Here is a 17335-nt window from a genome sequence, read left to right on the forward strand (position 1 = left end):
TTCCGGTTGCATGCTCTGCGGTCGGGTCTGACAGTTCGGACGACAGCGAACATTGAAGACTGTACACGCAGAAATGGACGCTTCTTCACGTCCAGGGCTTCGACAGCAGGCTGTCCGTCTTGCGGGGCTGCTTGTCAACTCAGGTCGCTTCTCAATGATCTTTGCTATGCCAGGCGCATTGCCAAGGGACTGAACAATCTTCTTGAGATACGAAAGCGTTTCAAGGATGACTTGCTGCGAAGCCTCCCCGAGATGTTTGACGAGGATACTGCGCTGGTAGCCATCTAAGGCAGGACGGAAATGCCGATTTCAGTTCGAGCCATGGCCGGATTTCAACCATCGCCAATTTCCCAGACTGCAGCGCCGGCAAGCATGCCGGCACCGGCGGCTGAAAGAAGTAGCCGTTCGCCTGACTGAAAAGGCTGCGATTTCGATGCCAGTGATAGCGAGAGCGGGATCGTCGCCGCCGACGAGTTGCCGAACACGCCAATCGATCTGGCGGCAATCGAGGCAGGCAGGTGCAACTGGTCGCAAACCGTGTCGATGATCCGCGCATTGGCCTGATGGGGAAAGAACCTGTTCACATCGGAGGCAGTAAGCTTTGCCTGTTCAAGCGCGTCGGTTGCGCAACGCAACATCATACGAACGGCCTGCGTAAAGACGGCCTTGCCGTCTCGCATGGTCATTCTTGTCTCGCCAGCGGGAATGGAAATCAGCCCGTAATTTCCTCCATCGGACATGAGCGCCGACCCACGCAGTCCAGCATGTGGATCGTTCGATGGTGCAAGCAGGACTGAACCGGCGGCATCGGCAAAGAGAATTGCTGTGTTGCGCTCCTCCATACTGACCCGGCGGCTCAATATATTGGCTGCCACGACCAGAACTGGCTTGCGGAAGTTTTTGACAAAGCCGTCTGCCAGAACAAGCGCATAAAGGAACCCGGAGCAAGCGCCTGCAAGATCGATCCCGCCGCAGTTTTCCAGCCCCAGCTTGTGAGCGAGAAGCGGCGCGGAAGGTGGCAGGAGATGATCGGGCGTTGATGTCGCGAGAATGACAAGCGCCACCGAATTGTGCGGGACACCGGCATCCTGGAGAGCCATTTCTCCCGCCTTCATAGCCATGTCCGTTAGAGTTTCATCCGGTGCCGCCCAACGCCGCTCGCGAATGCCGGTGCGCCTTTCGATCCAGCCAGTATCCAGTCCGAGATGCTGCTCCAGTTCCTCATTAGCAACTCGGCGGTCTGGCACGTAATGGCCGAAACCCGCCATACGGCTCGAGATACTCATCGCGCTGCCGTCTCAATCATATCGGCCGCCGCATGAATCGCGTCATAGGCAAGGTCCAGATCAAGTGGCGTTACGCAATAGGGGGGCATCAGATAGATCACGTTGCCGAGCGGACGCAGAAGCACACCCTGTTTGCGGAAGAAGGATTTCAATTGCGGCCCAGCATCGGAAAGGTAGCCGGTTTTTTTGACCGCGAGATCAAGGGCGGCAATGGTTCCTTGCTGGCGAAAATTGGTGAAACGAGGATCATCCTGAAAACGCGATAGCCTTTCCGAGTGCAATTGCCCCAATGTCCTGATGCGATCCGCGACGGGTTCCGTTTGCCAGACTTCTATATTTGCAAGTGCTGCCGCGCAGGCAATCGGATTGGCCGTGTAGGAACTGGAATGAAAGAATGTGCGGCTGCGGTCTTTCGAAAAATGCGCATCGAAGATTTCAGCCGTGCTGAGCGTTGCGGCTAGCGGAAGAGCGCCGCCGGTAATGCCTTTGGAAAGGCACAGAATATCTGGCGAGGTGGATGCCTGCTCGCACGCGAACATGGTGCCCGTGCGTCCCCATCCTGTCATCACTTCATCGGCGATTAGTAGTGTTCCGTATTGTTTCGTGATCCGCCGGAACTCGGTGAGCAGGTGAGGAGGATAGATTTTCATTCCACCTGCACCCAGAACAAGCGGCTCCAAGAGCAGAGCGGCAACTTTGCCACTCCGGCAGAAGTGCTCCAGCGCGTCGAGTGCTTCCTGCTCCCGCCCCACCGATGGAAACGGAATGGTGTCGACCTGAAACAGCAGGGGGGCATAGGCGGAGTTGAACACACCGCGCGCACCGGTGGACATGGTGCCAATCGTATCGCCGTGATAGCTATGCTCCAACACTGCGATGCGTGAACGCGGTTTGTTTCTATTGTGATAGAAGCCGAGTGCCATCTTGATAGCGACTTCGACTGCTGTGGAACCGCTGTCGGAATAGAACACATGGGCGAGGCCTTGCGGGGTGAGTTTGACCAGTTCTTGCGCCAGCTTTTCTGCCGGTTCGTGAGTGAATTCGGCAAAGATGATCTGATCGAACTGGTCCAATGCGTCCCGGATCGCCGCCATGATCTTTGGGTGACGGTGCCCATGTGTAATCACCCACCATGACGATATGGCATCCAGCACCGAACGGCCGGTTTCATCCTTTAAATAGGCACCGTCAGTTTTGACGATCCTGCGGAAAACCGGATCTGTGGCGTGCTGGGTGAAGGGATGCCAGACAGGAGACGAACGTCCGGTCATTAGGAAGCCTCGTAAAAAACGTTCATATTGAAATGCTCGCGAAACGCATGGCGGAGCGTGTCCGGATCAAGATTCGCAAGGCGGGGCAGTCGTCCCAGTCTGCGAACGCCGCTCAGTTCCGGGATTATCTGCTCGGTATCTGGTTGAGGATCGCCGATGAAGGCAATACCGAGCACGGGGATACTGCGCCGGTTCAACGCTTCAAGCGAAAGCAGTGTATGATTGATGGTGCCGAGGCTGGTTCTCGCACAGAGGATGATCGGCTTTTGCCAGCGCGCAAAAACATCAATGAATGTCGTGTAGCGTGTCAACGGTACATGCAATCCGCCTGCGCCTTCGATCACCAGAGGTGCATCGACCGATGGTACCTCGAGTGACTCCGCATCAATCTCCACACCGTCGATTTGCGCGGAAAGATGCGGCGAAGCAGGCGTATTAAGGCGCCAGCATTCCGGGATGATGTTCTGGCGTGAAAGTCCGGCAAGCTGAACAACGGTTTCGCTGTCGGTTGCTTCTTCCAGCCCCGACTGAACCGGCTTCCAGTAATAAGCACTGAGCGCGCCCGCGAGTGCTGCAGAAAACACGGTCTTGCCGATACCTGTATCGGTTCCGGTAACGATAAAAGCGCAGTTCATATCATTTCCTCTGCCATGATCGTGGCAAGGTGTTCGAACATGCGCGTTATCGTGGGTTCATCGACATTGAGCGTGATGGTGATGCGCAGGCGCGCCGTGCCGGCGGGCACAGTGGGCGGGCGTATGGCGCGTATGTCGAAGCCGTCGGTCTGCATGCGATGTGCAATGCGCAAGGTGCGGTCGGCATCGCCAATGACGAGCGGCAGTATCTGCGTCCCGCTGCCGGCTTTGCCGAGTCGATCGGCGAATTGCGCATTGGCGAATGCGATAAGCCGGTGCAATTCGGGCCGACGATGTTGTTCGGCGATCATGGTTTTCAGCGCAAGCCGCGTTGCGGATACTTGCAAGGGCGAAGGTGCGGTCGAATAGATGAATGGCCGTGCACGATTGACGAGAAAATCGCGAAGGACCGGATCTCCTCCAACCAGCCCGCCGGAACTGGCCATTGCCTTGCCGCAAGTATGTAACGTGATGATGTTCTGTCGGTTTCCCAGTCCGGTAGCAAAACCGCGTCCGTCCGGCCCGTGCACGCCCGTCGCATGGGCTTCGTCGATGAAAAGAAAAGCGTCGTAGTGGTCTGCTATCTCGATGAGATCGGAAAGCGGCGCGATGTCACCATCCATAGAATAGAGGCTTTCTACCACAATCCACGGGGTGCCGCGTCCGCCCTTTTTGCGCCATGTGCAGATTGCTCTATCGAATGCATCTGTATTGTTATGCGGGATGGAAACGGTTTCGGCCTTTCCGGCCCGCATGCCTTCACGTGCGCTGGCATGGATCAGTTCGTCATAGACAATCAGATCGCCGCGTAACGGCAAAGTCGAGAGAACTGCTAGATTTGCCGTATACCCGTTATTGAAATACAGCATTGAAGGTGCACGAAAACAGGAAGCAGCTTCAGCCTCCAGAAGTTCGTGTTCCGGGTGATTGCCGCGCAACAGCCGGGAGCCGCCAGACCCGGTGGTAAGGCCGTTCTCCAGCTCGGCAATCAATGCATTACGGATCGACGGCGATGCGGCAAGACCCAGATAGTCATTCGAGCTGAAATCCGCACCTCTGTTATCGGCAAGTGCGCGCAGATGCTGCCGCCGCTGTAAGTTTTTCAACTTCGCAGCGTAACGGGCCAACGGGTTGGTGCTCATGCATGGGCATCCAGTGCATCGGCGGTCAGGCCAAGCCGTCGCATGAGGCTTGTGTCGCGATCTTCACCCGGATTGGCGGCGGTCAGCAGCATGTCGCCAATAAAGATCGAATTTGCGCCTGCGAAAAAGCATAGTGCCTGCATTTCATCGCTCATTGAACTGCGTCCCGCTGTCAGCCGGACATGCGATTGCGGCATCATCAGGCGGGCAAGGGCGATGATGCGGACAAAGGCGATAGGATCGACGGGCGATGCTTTCTCCAGCCGCGAACCGGGCATCGGGATCAGCATATTGATTGGCACGCTTTCCGGTGGGATGGGCAAATTTGCCAGCGTCACCAGCATATCGACGCGGTCGTCTTCGGTTTCTCCAAGGCCGAGAATGCCGCCGCTGCAAACCTTGATCCCTGCTTCCCGGACATGGGTGAGCGTTTCCAGTCGATCGTCGAAACTGCGCGTCGTGATGACCTGCGGATAAAACCGCTCCGACGTATCGATATTGTGGTTGTAATAATCGAGCCCAGCCTCTGCAAAGGTCTGCGCCTGATCCGGGCTCAACATGCCCAGCGTCATGCAGGTTTCCAGACCAAGCGCTTTCACCTGTTTGACCATCTCGACAATCGCGGGCTCATCCCGCGTCTTCGGGCTGCGCCAGGCCGCACCCATGCAATAGCGGGTTGCGCCGCTATCCTTTGCCTTCTGCGCTTCCTCGAGGACTGTATCCAGACTCATCAATCTGGAAGCTTTGAGACCCGAAGCGTGATGTGCCGACTGGCTGCAATAGCCACAATCTTCCGGGCAGCCGCCCGTCTTGATGTTGAGCAGTTTGCTGAGCTGAACGCGGTTCGGATCGAAATTGGCACGATGAACGCTCTGTGCCTCCAAAAGAAGATCGTTGAACGGAAGTTCATAGAGCAGACGCGCGCTTGCGCGCGTCCATGCATCCTGCTCCGATTTGGACGCCGTTTTCTCAGCGCCTTCCGGGTTCGATTGCACCGTATTGAGCATGCTTTCTCCATTTTATCTATAAAAATAGAAAGAATCTATGTAATATAGATTATCTTTATGTGAACCGGTGACTCAAGCTAAAATATTATAGATAATTATGGAATGTGTATAATGATGCACTGCGTTGTGACTGTGCCAGAACGCAAAACGCCGCGATCATTGGATCGCGGCGCTATGAAATCAGCGGGTTGGAGAAGTCTGCAAAAGCCTGTTGCGGCGCGGCCGGTTATCCGTCTGAATGCGCGAGCTGCGCTTCAAGATGCTCATCACGAAGGCGATGACGCCCCAAAGGCAACATGATCGGTCGACCGGAAGTTGGATCGGTCATGATACGGCTTTCGAGATGAAATACCTCACGAACATTTTGTTCTGTCAGCACGTCGTCGGGCGTTCCGGTTGCGTATAGTCGCCCGTTAGCCATTGCGACCAGAAAATCCGCATAGCGGGCGGCAAGATTGAGATCGTGCAAAACCATGACGACTGTGGTTCCCCGCTTCTGGTTGAGATCTGTGAGCAGATCCAGAACTTCAATCTGGTGACTGATGTCGAGAAAGGTTGTCGGTTCATCCAGCAGGAGAATATCGGTCTGCTGCGCCAGTGCCATCGCAATCCATACGCGCTGGCGCTGGCCGCCTGAAAAGTTCATCCACTGGCCTGTCGGCCAGTTCGGTCGTCTTGGTTACTTCAAGTGCCGTTGCGATCGCTTCGTCATCTGCCCGCGTCCATTGCGAGAATACGCCGTGATAGGGGTTTCGACCTCGACTGACCAGATCGGCAACCAGTATGCCCTCCGGCGCTATCGGCGATTGGGGCAGCAGGCCGAGCGTTTGTGCCAGTTGCCGGGAGGGAAGCGTGTGGATCGACTTGCCGTCAAGCAGTACTTCCCCGTGTCGTGGTGCAAGAAGTCGCGACATAGTGCGCAGCAAGGTAGATTTCCCGCAGGCATTTGCTCCAACGATTGCTGTTACCTTGCCGGAAGGCACCTGAAGATCGAGACTATCCAGCACAAGCCTGTCACCATAGCCAGTGGTCAGCTCACGCGCGATGAGGGTGTGATCGGTCATAGGGATGCCCCGCTGCGGTTGACGCGTATGATGAGGTAGATGAGATAAGGAGCGCCCAGAACTCCGGTGACGACGCCAACCGGATAGCGGCCGGGCAGCAGGAACTGTCCGCAATAATCGCCGGCGAGGACTAGTATGGCTCCAATCAGGGCAGACGGGACGAGCAGGGAACCGTTATTACCGATGACACGTGCTGCAATGGGGCCGGACAGAAAGGCGACGAAAGCAATGGGGCCGGAAACGGCCGTGGCAAAAGCTATCATGCCGACGGCGGCAATGATTATAACAATCCGGGTTCGCCCCACATTGGTTCCCAATGCTGCGGCGCTGTCGTCGCCCAGCCGCAATGCTTCGAGATCGCGCGACCGGCTCAAAAGCAAACCGCCGAAAACGACCAGCGCGACCAGAAGAGGAAACATCTGGTCCAGCCTTGCGCCGTTGACGCTGCCGGTGAGCCAGCGCATGGCTTCCTGCAGGCTCCAGGCGGGCGCGTTTGAAAGAATATAGGCAATGACACTTTCGAGCATCGCCGAAACACCGATCCCAACGAGGATAAGACGGGTTCCGGCGACCCCGTTCCTGAAGGAAAGACCATAGACGGCAAGCGCTACGGCGAGGCCAGCCACAACGGCAAAGATTGAAACAATGGGGCCGTTTAGCGACAGCACAACGATTGCAAAAACAGCCGCAGCGCTTGCCCCGGAACTGATTCCGATAATGTCAGGGCTTGCAAGTGAATTGCGCAGCATAAGCTGGAATGCGACACCGCCAAGGCCGAAGCTCAGCCCTGCTAGCACGGACAGGACGGCGCGCGGCAGGCGCAACTTCCCGACCGTGAAGCTTGCTCCCTGAACGTTTTCGCCCAGGAGTACCCGGACGACATCTTTTGGCGGCGTGAACGATTGGCCCAGCATCAAAGTGAGGAGGAAGAGGGCGACGAGAATGACCAGAAGAAGACCGATGACAAGATTGCGCTTGCGGGTGCGGCTGCGACGGTTCCGGGCGATAAGATCGGCGGTGGAATGCAGCATGATCACAACTCGCGAACCCGTTGGCGCCTGACAATCCAGATGAAGAACGGCGCACCGATCAGGGCGGTGACGATCCCGACATCGAGTTCGGCAGGGCGGGCAACGAGGCGTCCGGCAATATCTGCAGCAAGCAGGAGGCAGGCTCCGCTGAGGGCCGAGAATGGCAATAGCCAGCGGTGATCGACCCCGACCAGGAGGCGGCATATATGCGGCACAACTAAGCCCACGAATCCTATGGGACCGCAGATGGCGGTGGTTGCACCACACAGCAGAATTGCGCCGAGCGCCGCAACAGCGCGAGCAATGGCGACCTTTTCTCCGAGCCCGGCGGCAAGTTCATCGCCGAGTGCCAGGGAGTTCAGTTTGCGCGCCGATAGAAAGCTGACAACGAAACCGACAGCGAGAAATGGCAGCACATAAGCGAGCCGGTCGAAAGTCGCACCTCCAACGCCGCCGATCTGCCAGGCGCGAATGCCGCCGGCAATATCGTTGCGGGGCAGCACGATGGCGATAACCAGTGAGGAAAATGCTACCGACGTGGCTGCACCGGCCAGCGCGAGCTTGAGCGGTGTTGCGCCACCACGGCCAAGCGATCCGACCATATAGACGAAGACGGCGGCGCAACCGGCACCGAATATGGCTGCCCAGATATAAGCTGGTGCGGAAACGATGTTGAACCACGCAACGCCGATGACGACGGCAAGCGATGCGCCCATATTGACGCCCAGAATGCCGGGATCTGCCAGCGGATTGCGGGTAATGCCCTGCATAATGGCGCCTGCCAGACCGAGCGCTGCTCCGGCGAGAAGAGCGAGCAAGGTGCGCGGAATGCGCATGGCGACGGCGGCCTGTCCGATGGTGTCCATATGACCACGCAGGGCCGCAACAATGTCAGGCCATGGCACTTCACGCGTGCCGAGCGACACGGACAGAACACAAAGGGTCACGAGGAGAAAGACGACCGCGCCGAGCCAGCCGGTCCTCGCTCTGTTGGACCGATATATGGTGATTGGCTGGCTTGAACGCCGGATGCGGGCGACGGTCATTTTGCTTTATCGGCCGCGCCGGCAAGAAGGGCGACATAGTCCTTCAACACCCAGGAAATGGAAAGCGGTGTGGGATTGGCCGCTGTCCCGAGAGGGTTTTTGCCCAGCATGACCACTGCATTATTTTCGACCACTGGCATGCTGGCGAGAAGTGGATTGCGCTTCATGGCGTCTAGCAATTCCTGACTGCCATAGGTTACGACGATGTCCACGTCATCGAACATGTCGACACGCTCGGCGCTGATGGAGCCGGAGAACTGGCCCGGTTTGGAGGCGTTGACCACACTTTTGGGTGAGTTCAGGCCAAGGTCCGTGAAGAATCTCACCCGCGTGTCGTTAGTGGTGTAGAAATTGACCGTGCTCAGGTCCGTCGTATCGAGATGCGTGACGAACATAGCCGACTTGTCTTTGAGATGCGGATACTGGTTGACCGTCTCGGCAATCTCGCCTTCGATCTTTGCAATCAGCGCTTCGCCTTCTTCCGCCATGCCCATGCCAGCGCTGTTGAGGCGGATCATGTCGCGCCAGTCGGTGGACCATGGCGCTTCCGGATAGGCGACAACCGGAGCGATCTGGCTGAGCGTATCGTAATCCGACTGGCTGAGGCCGGAATAGGATGCAAGGATGACATCGGGCCGCGTTTCCGCCACGGCCTCGAAATCGATCCCGTCGCCTTCGTCGAAGAGAACCGGTGTATCCGTGCTAAGTTCCTTCAGCTTTGCTGCCACCCAGGGCAACAGTCCGTCGTTGTCGTCATCACCGAAATTGGCGCGCGCAAAACCGACCGGCACCACGCCGAGCGCAAGAGGAACCTCATGATTTGCCCACGCGACAGTGACGATCCGCTCCGGCTTTTTCTCGATTGTCGTCGTGCCAAAGGCATGTTTGATAACAATCGGATAAGTCGCTTTTGCGCCGGCCTGTGCGCTTTGCGGCGCAGTGATCGCAAATGAGGCCAGGGCAGCGAAAAATAGAGAGCGAATGGACCACGTCATCCGGCGCATTCTCCTTGCATGTAAAGTGGCCTTTCACTGTCAAGTTAAGACCCTCACGTCAAGGCCGAAGCACGCGCCTCGATAAAGCTGTTGCGAATTAACCGTGACTTCCTACAAAAAAGCAGTTTTCTACAATACTGGACAACGCTTATCAAGTTAATGGCGATCCGGGGACAATTTCAGTTTACCGACAGTCGATGACCGGACGCGTCCGGTCTTTGAAAGGCTGGAATCGCAAGGCTGGCCAACATCCCCACGATTTGAAAACCGTCGCCGAAGGCGGCCGCCGCAAACTGCATATCGGACCTGACCATGGACACTGAAAAGACTGCTGAGACGAAGAAGATCACGCGGGTCCGCTACCGCAGGGCAATTCTTCTGGGGTGTACGGCGCTGGTCGTATCCATGCCCGATCTGGCTTCGGCGCAGCAAGCGGCAACGGGGGAAACGACCACGGTGCTCAAGACCATCACGGTCAATGGCTCCGGCGGAAGCGACGACGATTCCAAATCAATCGTCGCAACGCGCACAACCGGCGGCGGCAAGATGGCGGCGGATATCATGGACACGGCAGCTTCCGTATCGGTGATCACTGCCAAGGAAATGCAGGAACGTAACGCCCAGACTGTCGAGCAGGTTCTGCAATATACGGCAGGCGTGTCCACCAATTTCTACGGATCGGATGATCGGTTCGACTTCTTCCAGATACGCGGCTTCGACGCCAACACCTATCGCGACGGGCTTACGCTTGGCCGCCCCTTTGGGGGTGTGCGGGAGGAGCCCTATGCATTCGAACGTATCGAAGTGCTGAAAGGCGCCAGTTCCACGGCCTTCGGTGTTTCCGATCCCGGCGGCATGGTCAACTATGTGACCAAGCGACCGAAAACGGAGCGCTTCGGCGAAGCTTATGTTACGGGCGGGTCCTTCAATCATAAGGAAGTCGGCTTCGATTTCGGCGATAATTTGACCGGCGATGAAACGCTTTCCTATCGCCTTACCGGCAAGTTCAAGGATGCCGATGCCGAATATGATTATTCGCGCGATGATGAAAAGTTCATCATGGGCGGCCTGACCTGGCGTCCGAGCGATGCGACCAATCTGACGGTGATCTTTGATCATCTTCACCGTAATGGCGTGCCCGGAAGCGGGGGCCATCCGGTCGGCACCAATTTCAGCAGAAGCCGCTTTTTTGGAGAGCCTGACTTCAATTATCGCGGTACCGACCGGAATACCGTCAGCGCCATGTTCGATCATGACTTCGGCAATGGCCTGACGTTGAGCGCAAACGGACGTTACAGCAATCAGGATACCGATTTCGGCTATGCCTATATTTCTGCGACGCCGACCGATGGCTCAACGATTGCCCGGCGCGATTTCTTCGGGAACGAATCCTCGGCCGAGAATTTCGTGGGCGATGTGAATCTCAAATATGAAACCAGCTTCGACCGGTTTGAAAGCCGGACGATGGCGGGCATCGAGTACAACAATTATTCGGCGACCAACAAGACACTCTGGGGTCCAGCACCAGGCATAGACTGGACCAACCCGGTCTTTACCGGTGCCCCGGTTGGTCTGCCGCTCATCGGCAATACGTCGACCCGGCAGAAGACCAGGGCAATCTATTTCCAGGAAGATTTGACATTCGCAGAAAAGCTGATCGCCAGTGTTGGCCTGCGCAATGATTGGCTCGACCTGTCGCAGACGAACAATCTCAGCAACAAGACGACAGATGGTGATCTGAGCGAGTTCACCAGCCGCTTCGGCCTCACCTATCGGGTGACCGATGAATGGGCGGTTTATACGAGCTATGCTGAATCGGTCGCGCCCCCGGCCATCGGCGTCGATCCTGAGCGGGGTGAACAGATCGAAGTCGGGGTGAAATACCAGCCGACCGCATTTCCGGCCCTGTTCACCGCTTCTGTTTACGACCTGACCAAGAACAATATTTCGGTCAACGATCCCATTACGCTTCAGCCATCCACGATTGGCGAAGTTCGCGTTCGCGGTATCGATCTGGAAGCCAAGGCCGAGCTGACGAACAATCTCAACCTGATCGCGGCCTATTCCTATATGGACCCGGAGATCGTCGAGAACGGCACTGGCGGCAATGAGGGCAACCGTCCGCAGTTTGTTTCCAAACACCTTGCGTCGCTTTGGGCGAACTACAAGATCGAGGGCAGCGGTCGTCGTGGCGACATGACGTTCGGCGTTGGTGGCCGCTATATCGGCGCCTATTACTTTACGCCGGACAATACGTCGGGCACGAGCGGTAATGTGGTGTTCGACGCCGCGTTTACCTATGAGTTTCTCGATAACTCGGCGTTGCAGGTCAATGTCAGCAACCTGTTCGACAAGAAATATGTCGCCTATGGCGGCTTTGGAGCGGATTTCTACAATCCGGGCCGGGAGATCACCGCGACGCTGCGCCGAACGTGGTGAGTGAGCGGTTCCGTCAGTAAAGGCAGCGGAGCCTCAACCGGGAACAGCTAGCGTTTGGACTGGAAACGCCGCCACGCGGCAGGCGTTTCACCAACGACCTGCCGGAAAGCCTTGGTTAGATGGGCCTGATCGGTAAAACCGAGCTGGGCCGCGATGCCGGCGACAGTCATGTCGCTTTCCGCCAGCAATTGCTGCGCCCGATCGATGCGCTTCGCCATCTGCCATTGCAATGGTGTCTTGCCGGTCGTCTGCTTGAAGACATTGGCGAACCAGCTTTCCGACAGACCGACGGCTGCGGCCATTTCGGCAACACTCAACCGGCGGTCGCTGCAGCTGTCGAAACGCGCATTGAGCCTGTTCATCTGCGCCATGGTTAGGCGTCCATAACCCTGCCTGTTGTCTTCCCCGGGTATATCGAGAAGGCCGGTCAGAATGCTGCCAATGAGGTTTTCAGCATAAAGCCCGTGTTTCGTTGGATTGGCTGTCTCGTCGACGATCAGGCGGGCAAGCGTTTCTATGGCGCCGAGGTCCTGAATTTCCACCGGGCTGCGCATGGCGGCCATCGCCCATGGATGCACCAAGCGTGGGGCTCAGATATTTGAGCAGCCGGTCCTTGTGGAAATGCAGGTTCAGATGTGAAAAACGGTGGAGCGAAACGGTATTCGTCCACATCGGGACGCCAGCGGGGATGTAGATCGCCCGCGTCATCGGGCGATGGTGCTGGGAGCGGTGATGCTGGGTAAAGACACCGCTATCGTTCGATATGCGAATGTTGGACGAAACATCCTGGAAGAAAATCATGATGCGGGGATCGTGCGACAGGAAATAGCCGTTGGCTCCCGTCTGGCTTTCAGCCTCCCAATAGACGCTCACCAGCCCATCCAGCACACGCCATTGAACCGGCGCAACCACCCGGATGCCTTCGGCCTGCCAGATCATCGAATGCCAGAAGCCCAAAACGTTCCGATCCGTGTGCGCAGCGTTTCGTTGAAATTCCGGCTCGTCTGCCGGAAGTGTTTCGTGGATATGCGCCAACATATCAATGCATTAATATGACTAAAATTATCATCTTTTGCGGCTATGGCAAGCCAATTCTACCGAAAATGCTGTGAGGCGTTGCCCCTCATTTCACTCCAGGTCTTCCTGCTCGAAATGCTGGCTCACGTGAATATCCGTTGTTTCCAGACGTCCGGGGCCGAGATTGACGAATTTGTGCGGTATGTTTGCCGGACCGAATACAACCTGGCCTTCTGATACCTCCATCTTTTCGTCGCCGACCATGAACAGCGCATTTCCCTGACGAACGATGAAAATCTCGTCATAAGGGTGCTGGTGCAGTTTGGGACCATGCCCGACAACATCGGTCGAGAAGAATATGATCGACGCATCGGTACCAAATCTCTTGCCTTCGACGCGGCCGGACCACGCATCGTCGCGCCTCGCCCAGTCTTCTCTTTTCAAGACAACGGCTTGTTTCGTCAAAATGGTTCTCCCGGCTTTTCGATGCGCTTGAATTTCGACCCTGCTGTTGCAGCATGTCCCCGTAGGGAAGGAAGGTCAGATTCTAACGAGGCCGGAGCGCTTCAACAAGCCCATCAGGATCAGCGGCAGAAGTGTGGTGATAAGGATGGCGATGAATGCCATGGCCATGCCGAGCCCGACAGAGCCCTGCTCGAACTGACGCCAGATGAAGATCGAGATTGTCTGCATGCCGACCGGAGCGACCAGTATGGATGCGACCAGCTCACGCGTGGCAATGGCAAAGACGAGCAGCATGGCCGTTATGAGGCTTGGCGCGATCAGCGGCAGCATGATGCGCCGGAAAGCTGTGAAGCTGTTTGCGCCGCACACACGCGCCGCGGCTTCCAGATTGTCGCCGATCTGGTGGAAGGCAGCGGATGCATAGCGGATCGGCTGCGGCAGAAGAATGCAGCAATAGGCAAGCAGCAGGATCAGCGGTGTGTTGTAGGGCGAGACGGGCAGGGCGGGCTGGTTCCAGGCCAGAATGAGTCCGACCGCGACGACGACGCCGGGCAAGGCATTGGGCAGGACAGTCAGTATGTCGAGCCAGAAGCGCCCGCGAAAACGCATCTTCACGACGGCATAGGCGGCGACCGCGCCGAGAAGCCCGGTCAGGAGAGCGCTTGCGACGCCGAGCGAGAGGCTGTTGACGAGCGCGCGCATGCCGCCTGCGCTGTTTTCGGCAATGGCGGCAAAATTGTCGAAGCCGAGGTTCGACGGCACCAGCCCGCCGGATACGGTCTTGGAAAGAGCGGTCGCCAGAATGGCCAGCAGGGGAACGCCCGTTGCAGCGAAGGCAACGAGGGCGAAGAGAGCGACCACGGGAATGGTGAGCGCTCCGAGCGGACGCTTGTCCTTTGCCTGTGGCTTGCCGCCGGTCGTCACATAGGACCGGCGCGTCAATATCCAGCGTTGGACCAGAAAAGCCGCCAGCGACAGGCAGACGAGCGCCAGCGAAAAGACGGCAGCACCCGCAAGGTCGATGGGCCAGTCGGAAATGCGAAGATCGATCTCCGTCACCAGCACTTCAAAGCCGGAACGGCGTCCAAGGGCTGCCGGGGTGCCATATTCCTCGATGGCTGCGGCGAAAACGAGCAAAAGGCTTGCCGCAAGGCCCGGTGTCGCCAGTGGCAGGGTGATGCGGAAGAAGGAGCGCCACGGCGAGGCGCCGAACACGCGACCGACATCGGAATAACGTGCGCCGACCGCTTCAATCGTGCGCGATACCGCAAAATAGACGAGCGGAAACGTGTTCAGCGCCATGACGAAGCTCATGCCGGCGACCGAAAACAGAAAGGGCGCCAGATTGAAACCGATGAGTTGCTCGAGATAGCCGCGCGGTTGCAGCGTCATGATCCAGCCAAGCGTGGCGATATAGGGCGGGATCATGAAAGGCACGAGCATCAGCACGTCCCACAGGACGGCAAAAGGCACCTTGTAGAGCGCGCGGAAAACGGCGAGCGGAACGGCGATGAAGGCGGAAAGCACGACCACCGAAAGCCCCAGCAGCACTGTGTTGCCGCTCATGCGCAAAAGCTTCGGGTCTTCAAACAGGGCCGGGAGATGCAGGAAAGGCTCGGCCAGCGAGCCTCTCCCCAGTTGCGGAAAGACAGCCTGAAGAACGATGAAGACAAACGGTACCGCGACGATGAAAGCGAGCCCGGCAACCGCAACGAACCCGAGCGGATTGCGAGCCGCCGCACCGCCTGTCTTCATGTCTGTCTTCCCCTCAAATATCAGTTGCTGGCTGCGAAGGCGGCGCCGAATTCCTTCAGCGTCTCGTCGCGCTTGCCGTAGACTTCCTTGGCGTCGATCGGCAGGATTTTAAGATCGCCGATCAGCGGGCGATTGGCTGGAACATCGGTGCGAGAAGGCATCAGATAGGTGTCGGCAACCATTTTCTGGCCTTCGTCGGACAGCATGTAGTCGACGAACTGCTTGGCCTCATCCTGGTTCTTCGACCATTTGAGGATCATGGCGGGGCGGGGCGCGATCACTGTGCCGGATGCCGGGAAAATGACGTCGATGGATTCGCCCTTGGCCTTGCCGGCAAGCGAGATATAGTCGACGGCACCGAACACGGCGGCCTTGGCACCCTGAAGGACGGGGTTCAGAGCCTCTGCATTGGCACCGGCCACAGCCGCGCCGTTTTCATGCAGGTTCTTGAAAAGGTCCCAGCCTTGCTGGGCCTGAAGGGCGGCAACGAGCTCGAAGGTCGCGCCCGACTGCGCCGGGTCCGGCAGGTTGACCTGATCCTTGTATTCGGGCTTGGCGAGATCGGCCCATTCGGCAGGCTTCGGCGTCTTGCTCGCTGGGTTCCACGCGATACCGAGGGCGGAGACGCCCTGCGCGACCGCGGTTTCGTTCTTGAGGAAATCCGGTACTTTCTCCGCATTCGGGCTGGTATAGGCCACCAGCCAGTCGCGCTTGGCGAAGTCGGTTGCCGTGTCCCAGGACGCCGAAATCAGAACGTCGACAACCGGATTGGCGGCTTCCGCTTCGATGCGCGCCATGACCTTGCCGGTGGTTGCCTGAAAGACGTTGACCTTCGCGCCGGTCTTGGCGGTGAAGCCTGCCGCAAGCTTTTCGATCAGGCTGCCGGGACCAGCCGAATAGACGGTGATGTCTGCATGGGCTGCCGTGCTGGACAGCAAGGCGGTGACAAGCGCCAGCCCTGCGCCGAGAATGGATTTTTTCATCTGTCTCTCCTGAGATGTTGCCTGATGGAATGGTCCTATTTCGAAAACCAGCGCAGCTGGCTGGCATCGACCGAAATGCCGACCGGAACGCCGGGAGAAAGGCGGATATGGTCGAGATAAGTCAGTTCGTGACCGTCCTGCTGCGAACCGATGCGCACCGTGGTCAGGTGGCCGTCGCCGCGAAACTGCGAGCGCAGCACGGTTGCGGGAATTGCGGCTTCATGGACGGGAACGCTGCGCACGGAGCGCGACGGCAACAGCACATGGGTTGCCTGTCCGGCGGCGGAACCTTGGGCGATGTGGATTTCAGTGCGCGCGATCTTGTAGGCATTGTCGCGCTGTTCGACCGGTACGACACAGCCGAGCCGCAGGAAATCGGCGACCGCAGGTGTGGTCGGCTCGGCGACAAGCGCTTCAGGCGAAGCCAGCTGCTCGATCACACCGGCGCGCATGACAGCCACCTGATCGGCCAGGGAAAAGGCTTCGCTCTGGTCGTGGGTGACATAGATCGCGGTCAGGCCCAGATTGGCGACAAGCTGCCCGATCTCGGTGACCATGTTTTCGCGCAGTTCCCGGTCGAGATTGGAAAGCGGCTCGTCGAACAATACCAGTCCCGGTTCGGCAACGATGGCGCGGGCAATGGCGACGCGCTGCTGCTGGCCGCCCGATATATCGCTGATCGCACGCTCTCCAAATCCGGCCAGACCAACGCGGTCGAGTGCGGAGGCAACGCGCTTTTCCCGCTCCGCGCGGCCCAGCCCGCGCATTTCGAGCGGAAAGGACACATTGCCGAAAACGGTCATATGCGGCCAGAGCGCATAATCCTGAAACACCATGCCGAGATGCCGCTTTTCAGGCGGGACGAAAGTGCCCTTCCGGGCATCCGCGACGGTGATGCCGTTGATCGTGATCGATCCTTTCGTCGGGGCGAGCAGTCCGGCCACGAGGCGAAGCAGCGTGGTCTTGCCACAACCGGACGGCCCTAGCAGGGCGAGGGTCTGTCCTCGCGGCAGTGAAAGATCGATATTTTTCAATATCGTGGTCGGACCGTAGGCAAGATTCAGCCCCTCAGCCCGAACGGCAATATCCGCTTTTATATTAGAGGACTGTAACATTTTCCCGCAATCCAAATGACTTGGGAGCTTCTATTCGGATTGCGTGACAGTTGGATGACGTTGCGAAAGGGCGTCCTGCCGCCT

13 protein-coding genes and 2 pseudogenes are annotated in these 17335 nt (G+C 57.9%); 1 reads left to right on the forward strand and 14 read right to left on the reverse strand.

The features are described 5' to 3' along the window. Positions 1–332 precede the first annotated feature (332 nt). The 9 genes and pseudogenes from OINT_RS12935 to OINT_RS12975 all read right to left on the reverse strand — a co-directional run bounded on the left by OINT_RS12935 (position 333) and on the right by OINT_RS12975 (position 9477). Entirely contained in the window at positions 333–1286 is a 954-nt protein-coding gene (locus OINT_RS12935) for a beta-ketoacyl-ACP synthase III (protein WP_006468284.1), read from the reverse strand. Beyond that, complete coding sequence (locus OINT_RS12940; RefSeq protein ID WP_006468285.1) at positions 1283–2557, reverse strand: adenosylmethionine--8-amino-7-oxononanoate transaminase; 1275 nt, start codon at positions 2555–2557, stop codon at positions 1283–1285. Before OINT_RS12940 ends, OINT_RS12935 begins: the two co-directional genes overlap by 4 nt. Continuing rightward, positions 2557–3192 (reverse strand): dethiobiotin synthase, encoded by a 636-nt coding sequence (gene bioD / locus OINT_RS12945; RefSeq protein WP_006468286.1) that lies wholly within the window; start codon positions 3190–3192, stop codon positions 2557–2559. Before bioD ends, OINT_RS12940 begins: the two co-directional genes overlap by 1 nt. Then, entirely contained in the window at positions 3189–4334 is a 1146-nt protein-coding gene (locus OINT_RS12950) for an 8-amino-7-oxononanoate synthase (protein ID WP_006468287.1), read from the reverse strand. The genes bioD and OINT_RS12950 overlap by 4 nt, the downstream gene beginning before the upstream one ends. Next, a complete protein-coding gene (bioB, locus tag OINT_RS12955) occupies positions 4331–5341 on the reverse strand; it encodes a biotin synthase BioB (protein ID WP_006468288.1) in 1011 nt (336 codons plus the stop codon). Before bioB ends, OINT_RS12950 begins: the two co-directional genes overlap by 4 nt. A gap of 226 nt (positions 5342–5567) precedes the next feature. Further along, positions 5568–6405, reverse strand: a pseudogene (locus OINT_RS12960) (ABC transporter ATP-binding protein). Next, positions 6402–7436 (reverse strand): FecCD family ABC transporter permease, encoded by a 1035-nt coding sequence (locus tag OINT_RS12965; protein WP_006472050.1) that lies wholly within the window; start codon positions 7434–7436, stop codon positions 6402–6404. Before OINT_RS12965 ends, OINT_RS12960 begins: the two are co-directional and overlap by 4 nt. A gap of 2 nt (positions 7437–7438) precedes the next feature. Beyond that, entirely contained in the window at positions 7439–8482 is a 1044-nt protein-coding gene (locus tag OINT_RS12970) for a FecCD family ABC transporter permease (protein ID WP_006468290.1), read from the reverse strand. Continuing rightward, complete coding sequence (locus OINT_RS12975) at positions 8479–9477, reverse strand: iron-siderophore ABC transporter substrate-binding protein (RefSeq protein ID WP_006472051.1); 999 nt, start codon at positions 9475–9477, stop codon at positions 8479–8481. The genes OINT_RS12970 and OINT_RS12975 overlap by 4 nt, the downstream gene beginning before the upstream one ends. A gap of 312 nt (positions 9478–9789) precedes the next feature. On the opposite strand from OINT_RS12975, the gene OINT_RS12980 reads away from it, so the two are divergent. Continuing rightward, positions 9790–11916: a TonB-dependent siderophore receptor gene (locus OINT_RS12980; protein WP_006468292.1), complete on the forward strand. Its 2127-nt coding sequence runs from the start codon at positions 9790–9792 to the stop codon at positions 11914–11916. A gap of 47 nt (positions 11917–11963) precedes the next feature. Here the strand turns inward: OINT_RS12980 and OINT_RS12985 are convergent. The 5 genes and pseudogenes from OINT_RS12985 to OINT_RS13005 all read right to left on the reverse strand — a co-directional run bounded on the left by OINT_RS12985 (position 11964) and on the right by OINT_RS13005 (position 17251). Then, positions 11964–12873: pseudogene (locus OINT_RS12985) on the reverse strand (helix-turn-helix domain-containing protein). 171 nt (positions 12874–13044) lie between these two features. Next, on the reverse strand, positions 13045–13398 hold the full coding sequence (locus tag OINT_RS12990) for a cupin domain-containing protein (protein WP_006468293.1): 354 nt from the start codon (positions 13396–13398) through the stop codon (positions 13045–13047). A 75-nt stretch (positions 13399–13473) separates the two neighbouring features. Continuing rightward, positions 13474–15153, reverse strand: a complete 1680-nt coding sequence (locus tag OINT_RS12995) for an ABC transporter permease (RefSeq protein ID WP_006468294.1) — start codon at positions 15151–15153, stop codon at positions 13474–13476. A gap of 20 nt (positions 15154–15173) precedes the next feature. Beyond that, complete coding sequence (locus OINT_RS13000; protein WP_006468295.1) at positions 15174–16136, reverse strand: ABC transporter substrate-binding protein; 963 nt, start codon at positions 16134–16136, stop codon at positions 15174–15176. 35 nt (positions 16137–16171) lie between these two features. Further along, positions 16172–17251 (reverse strand): ABC transporter ATP-binding protein, encoded by a 1080-nt coding sequence (locus OINT_RS13005; RefSeq protein ID WP_006472053.1) that lies wholly within the window; start codon positions 17249–17251, stop codon positions 16172–16174. Between the last annotated feature and the right edge of the window lie 84 nt (positions 17252–17335).

Source organism: Brucella intermedia LMG 3301 (assembly GCF_000182645.1).
GTDB lineage: Bacteria > Pseudomonadota > Alphaproteobacteria > Rhizobiales > Rhizobiaceae > Brucella > Brucella intermedia.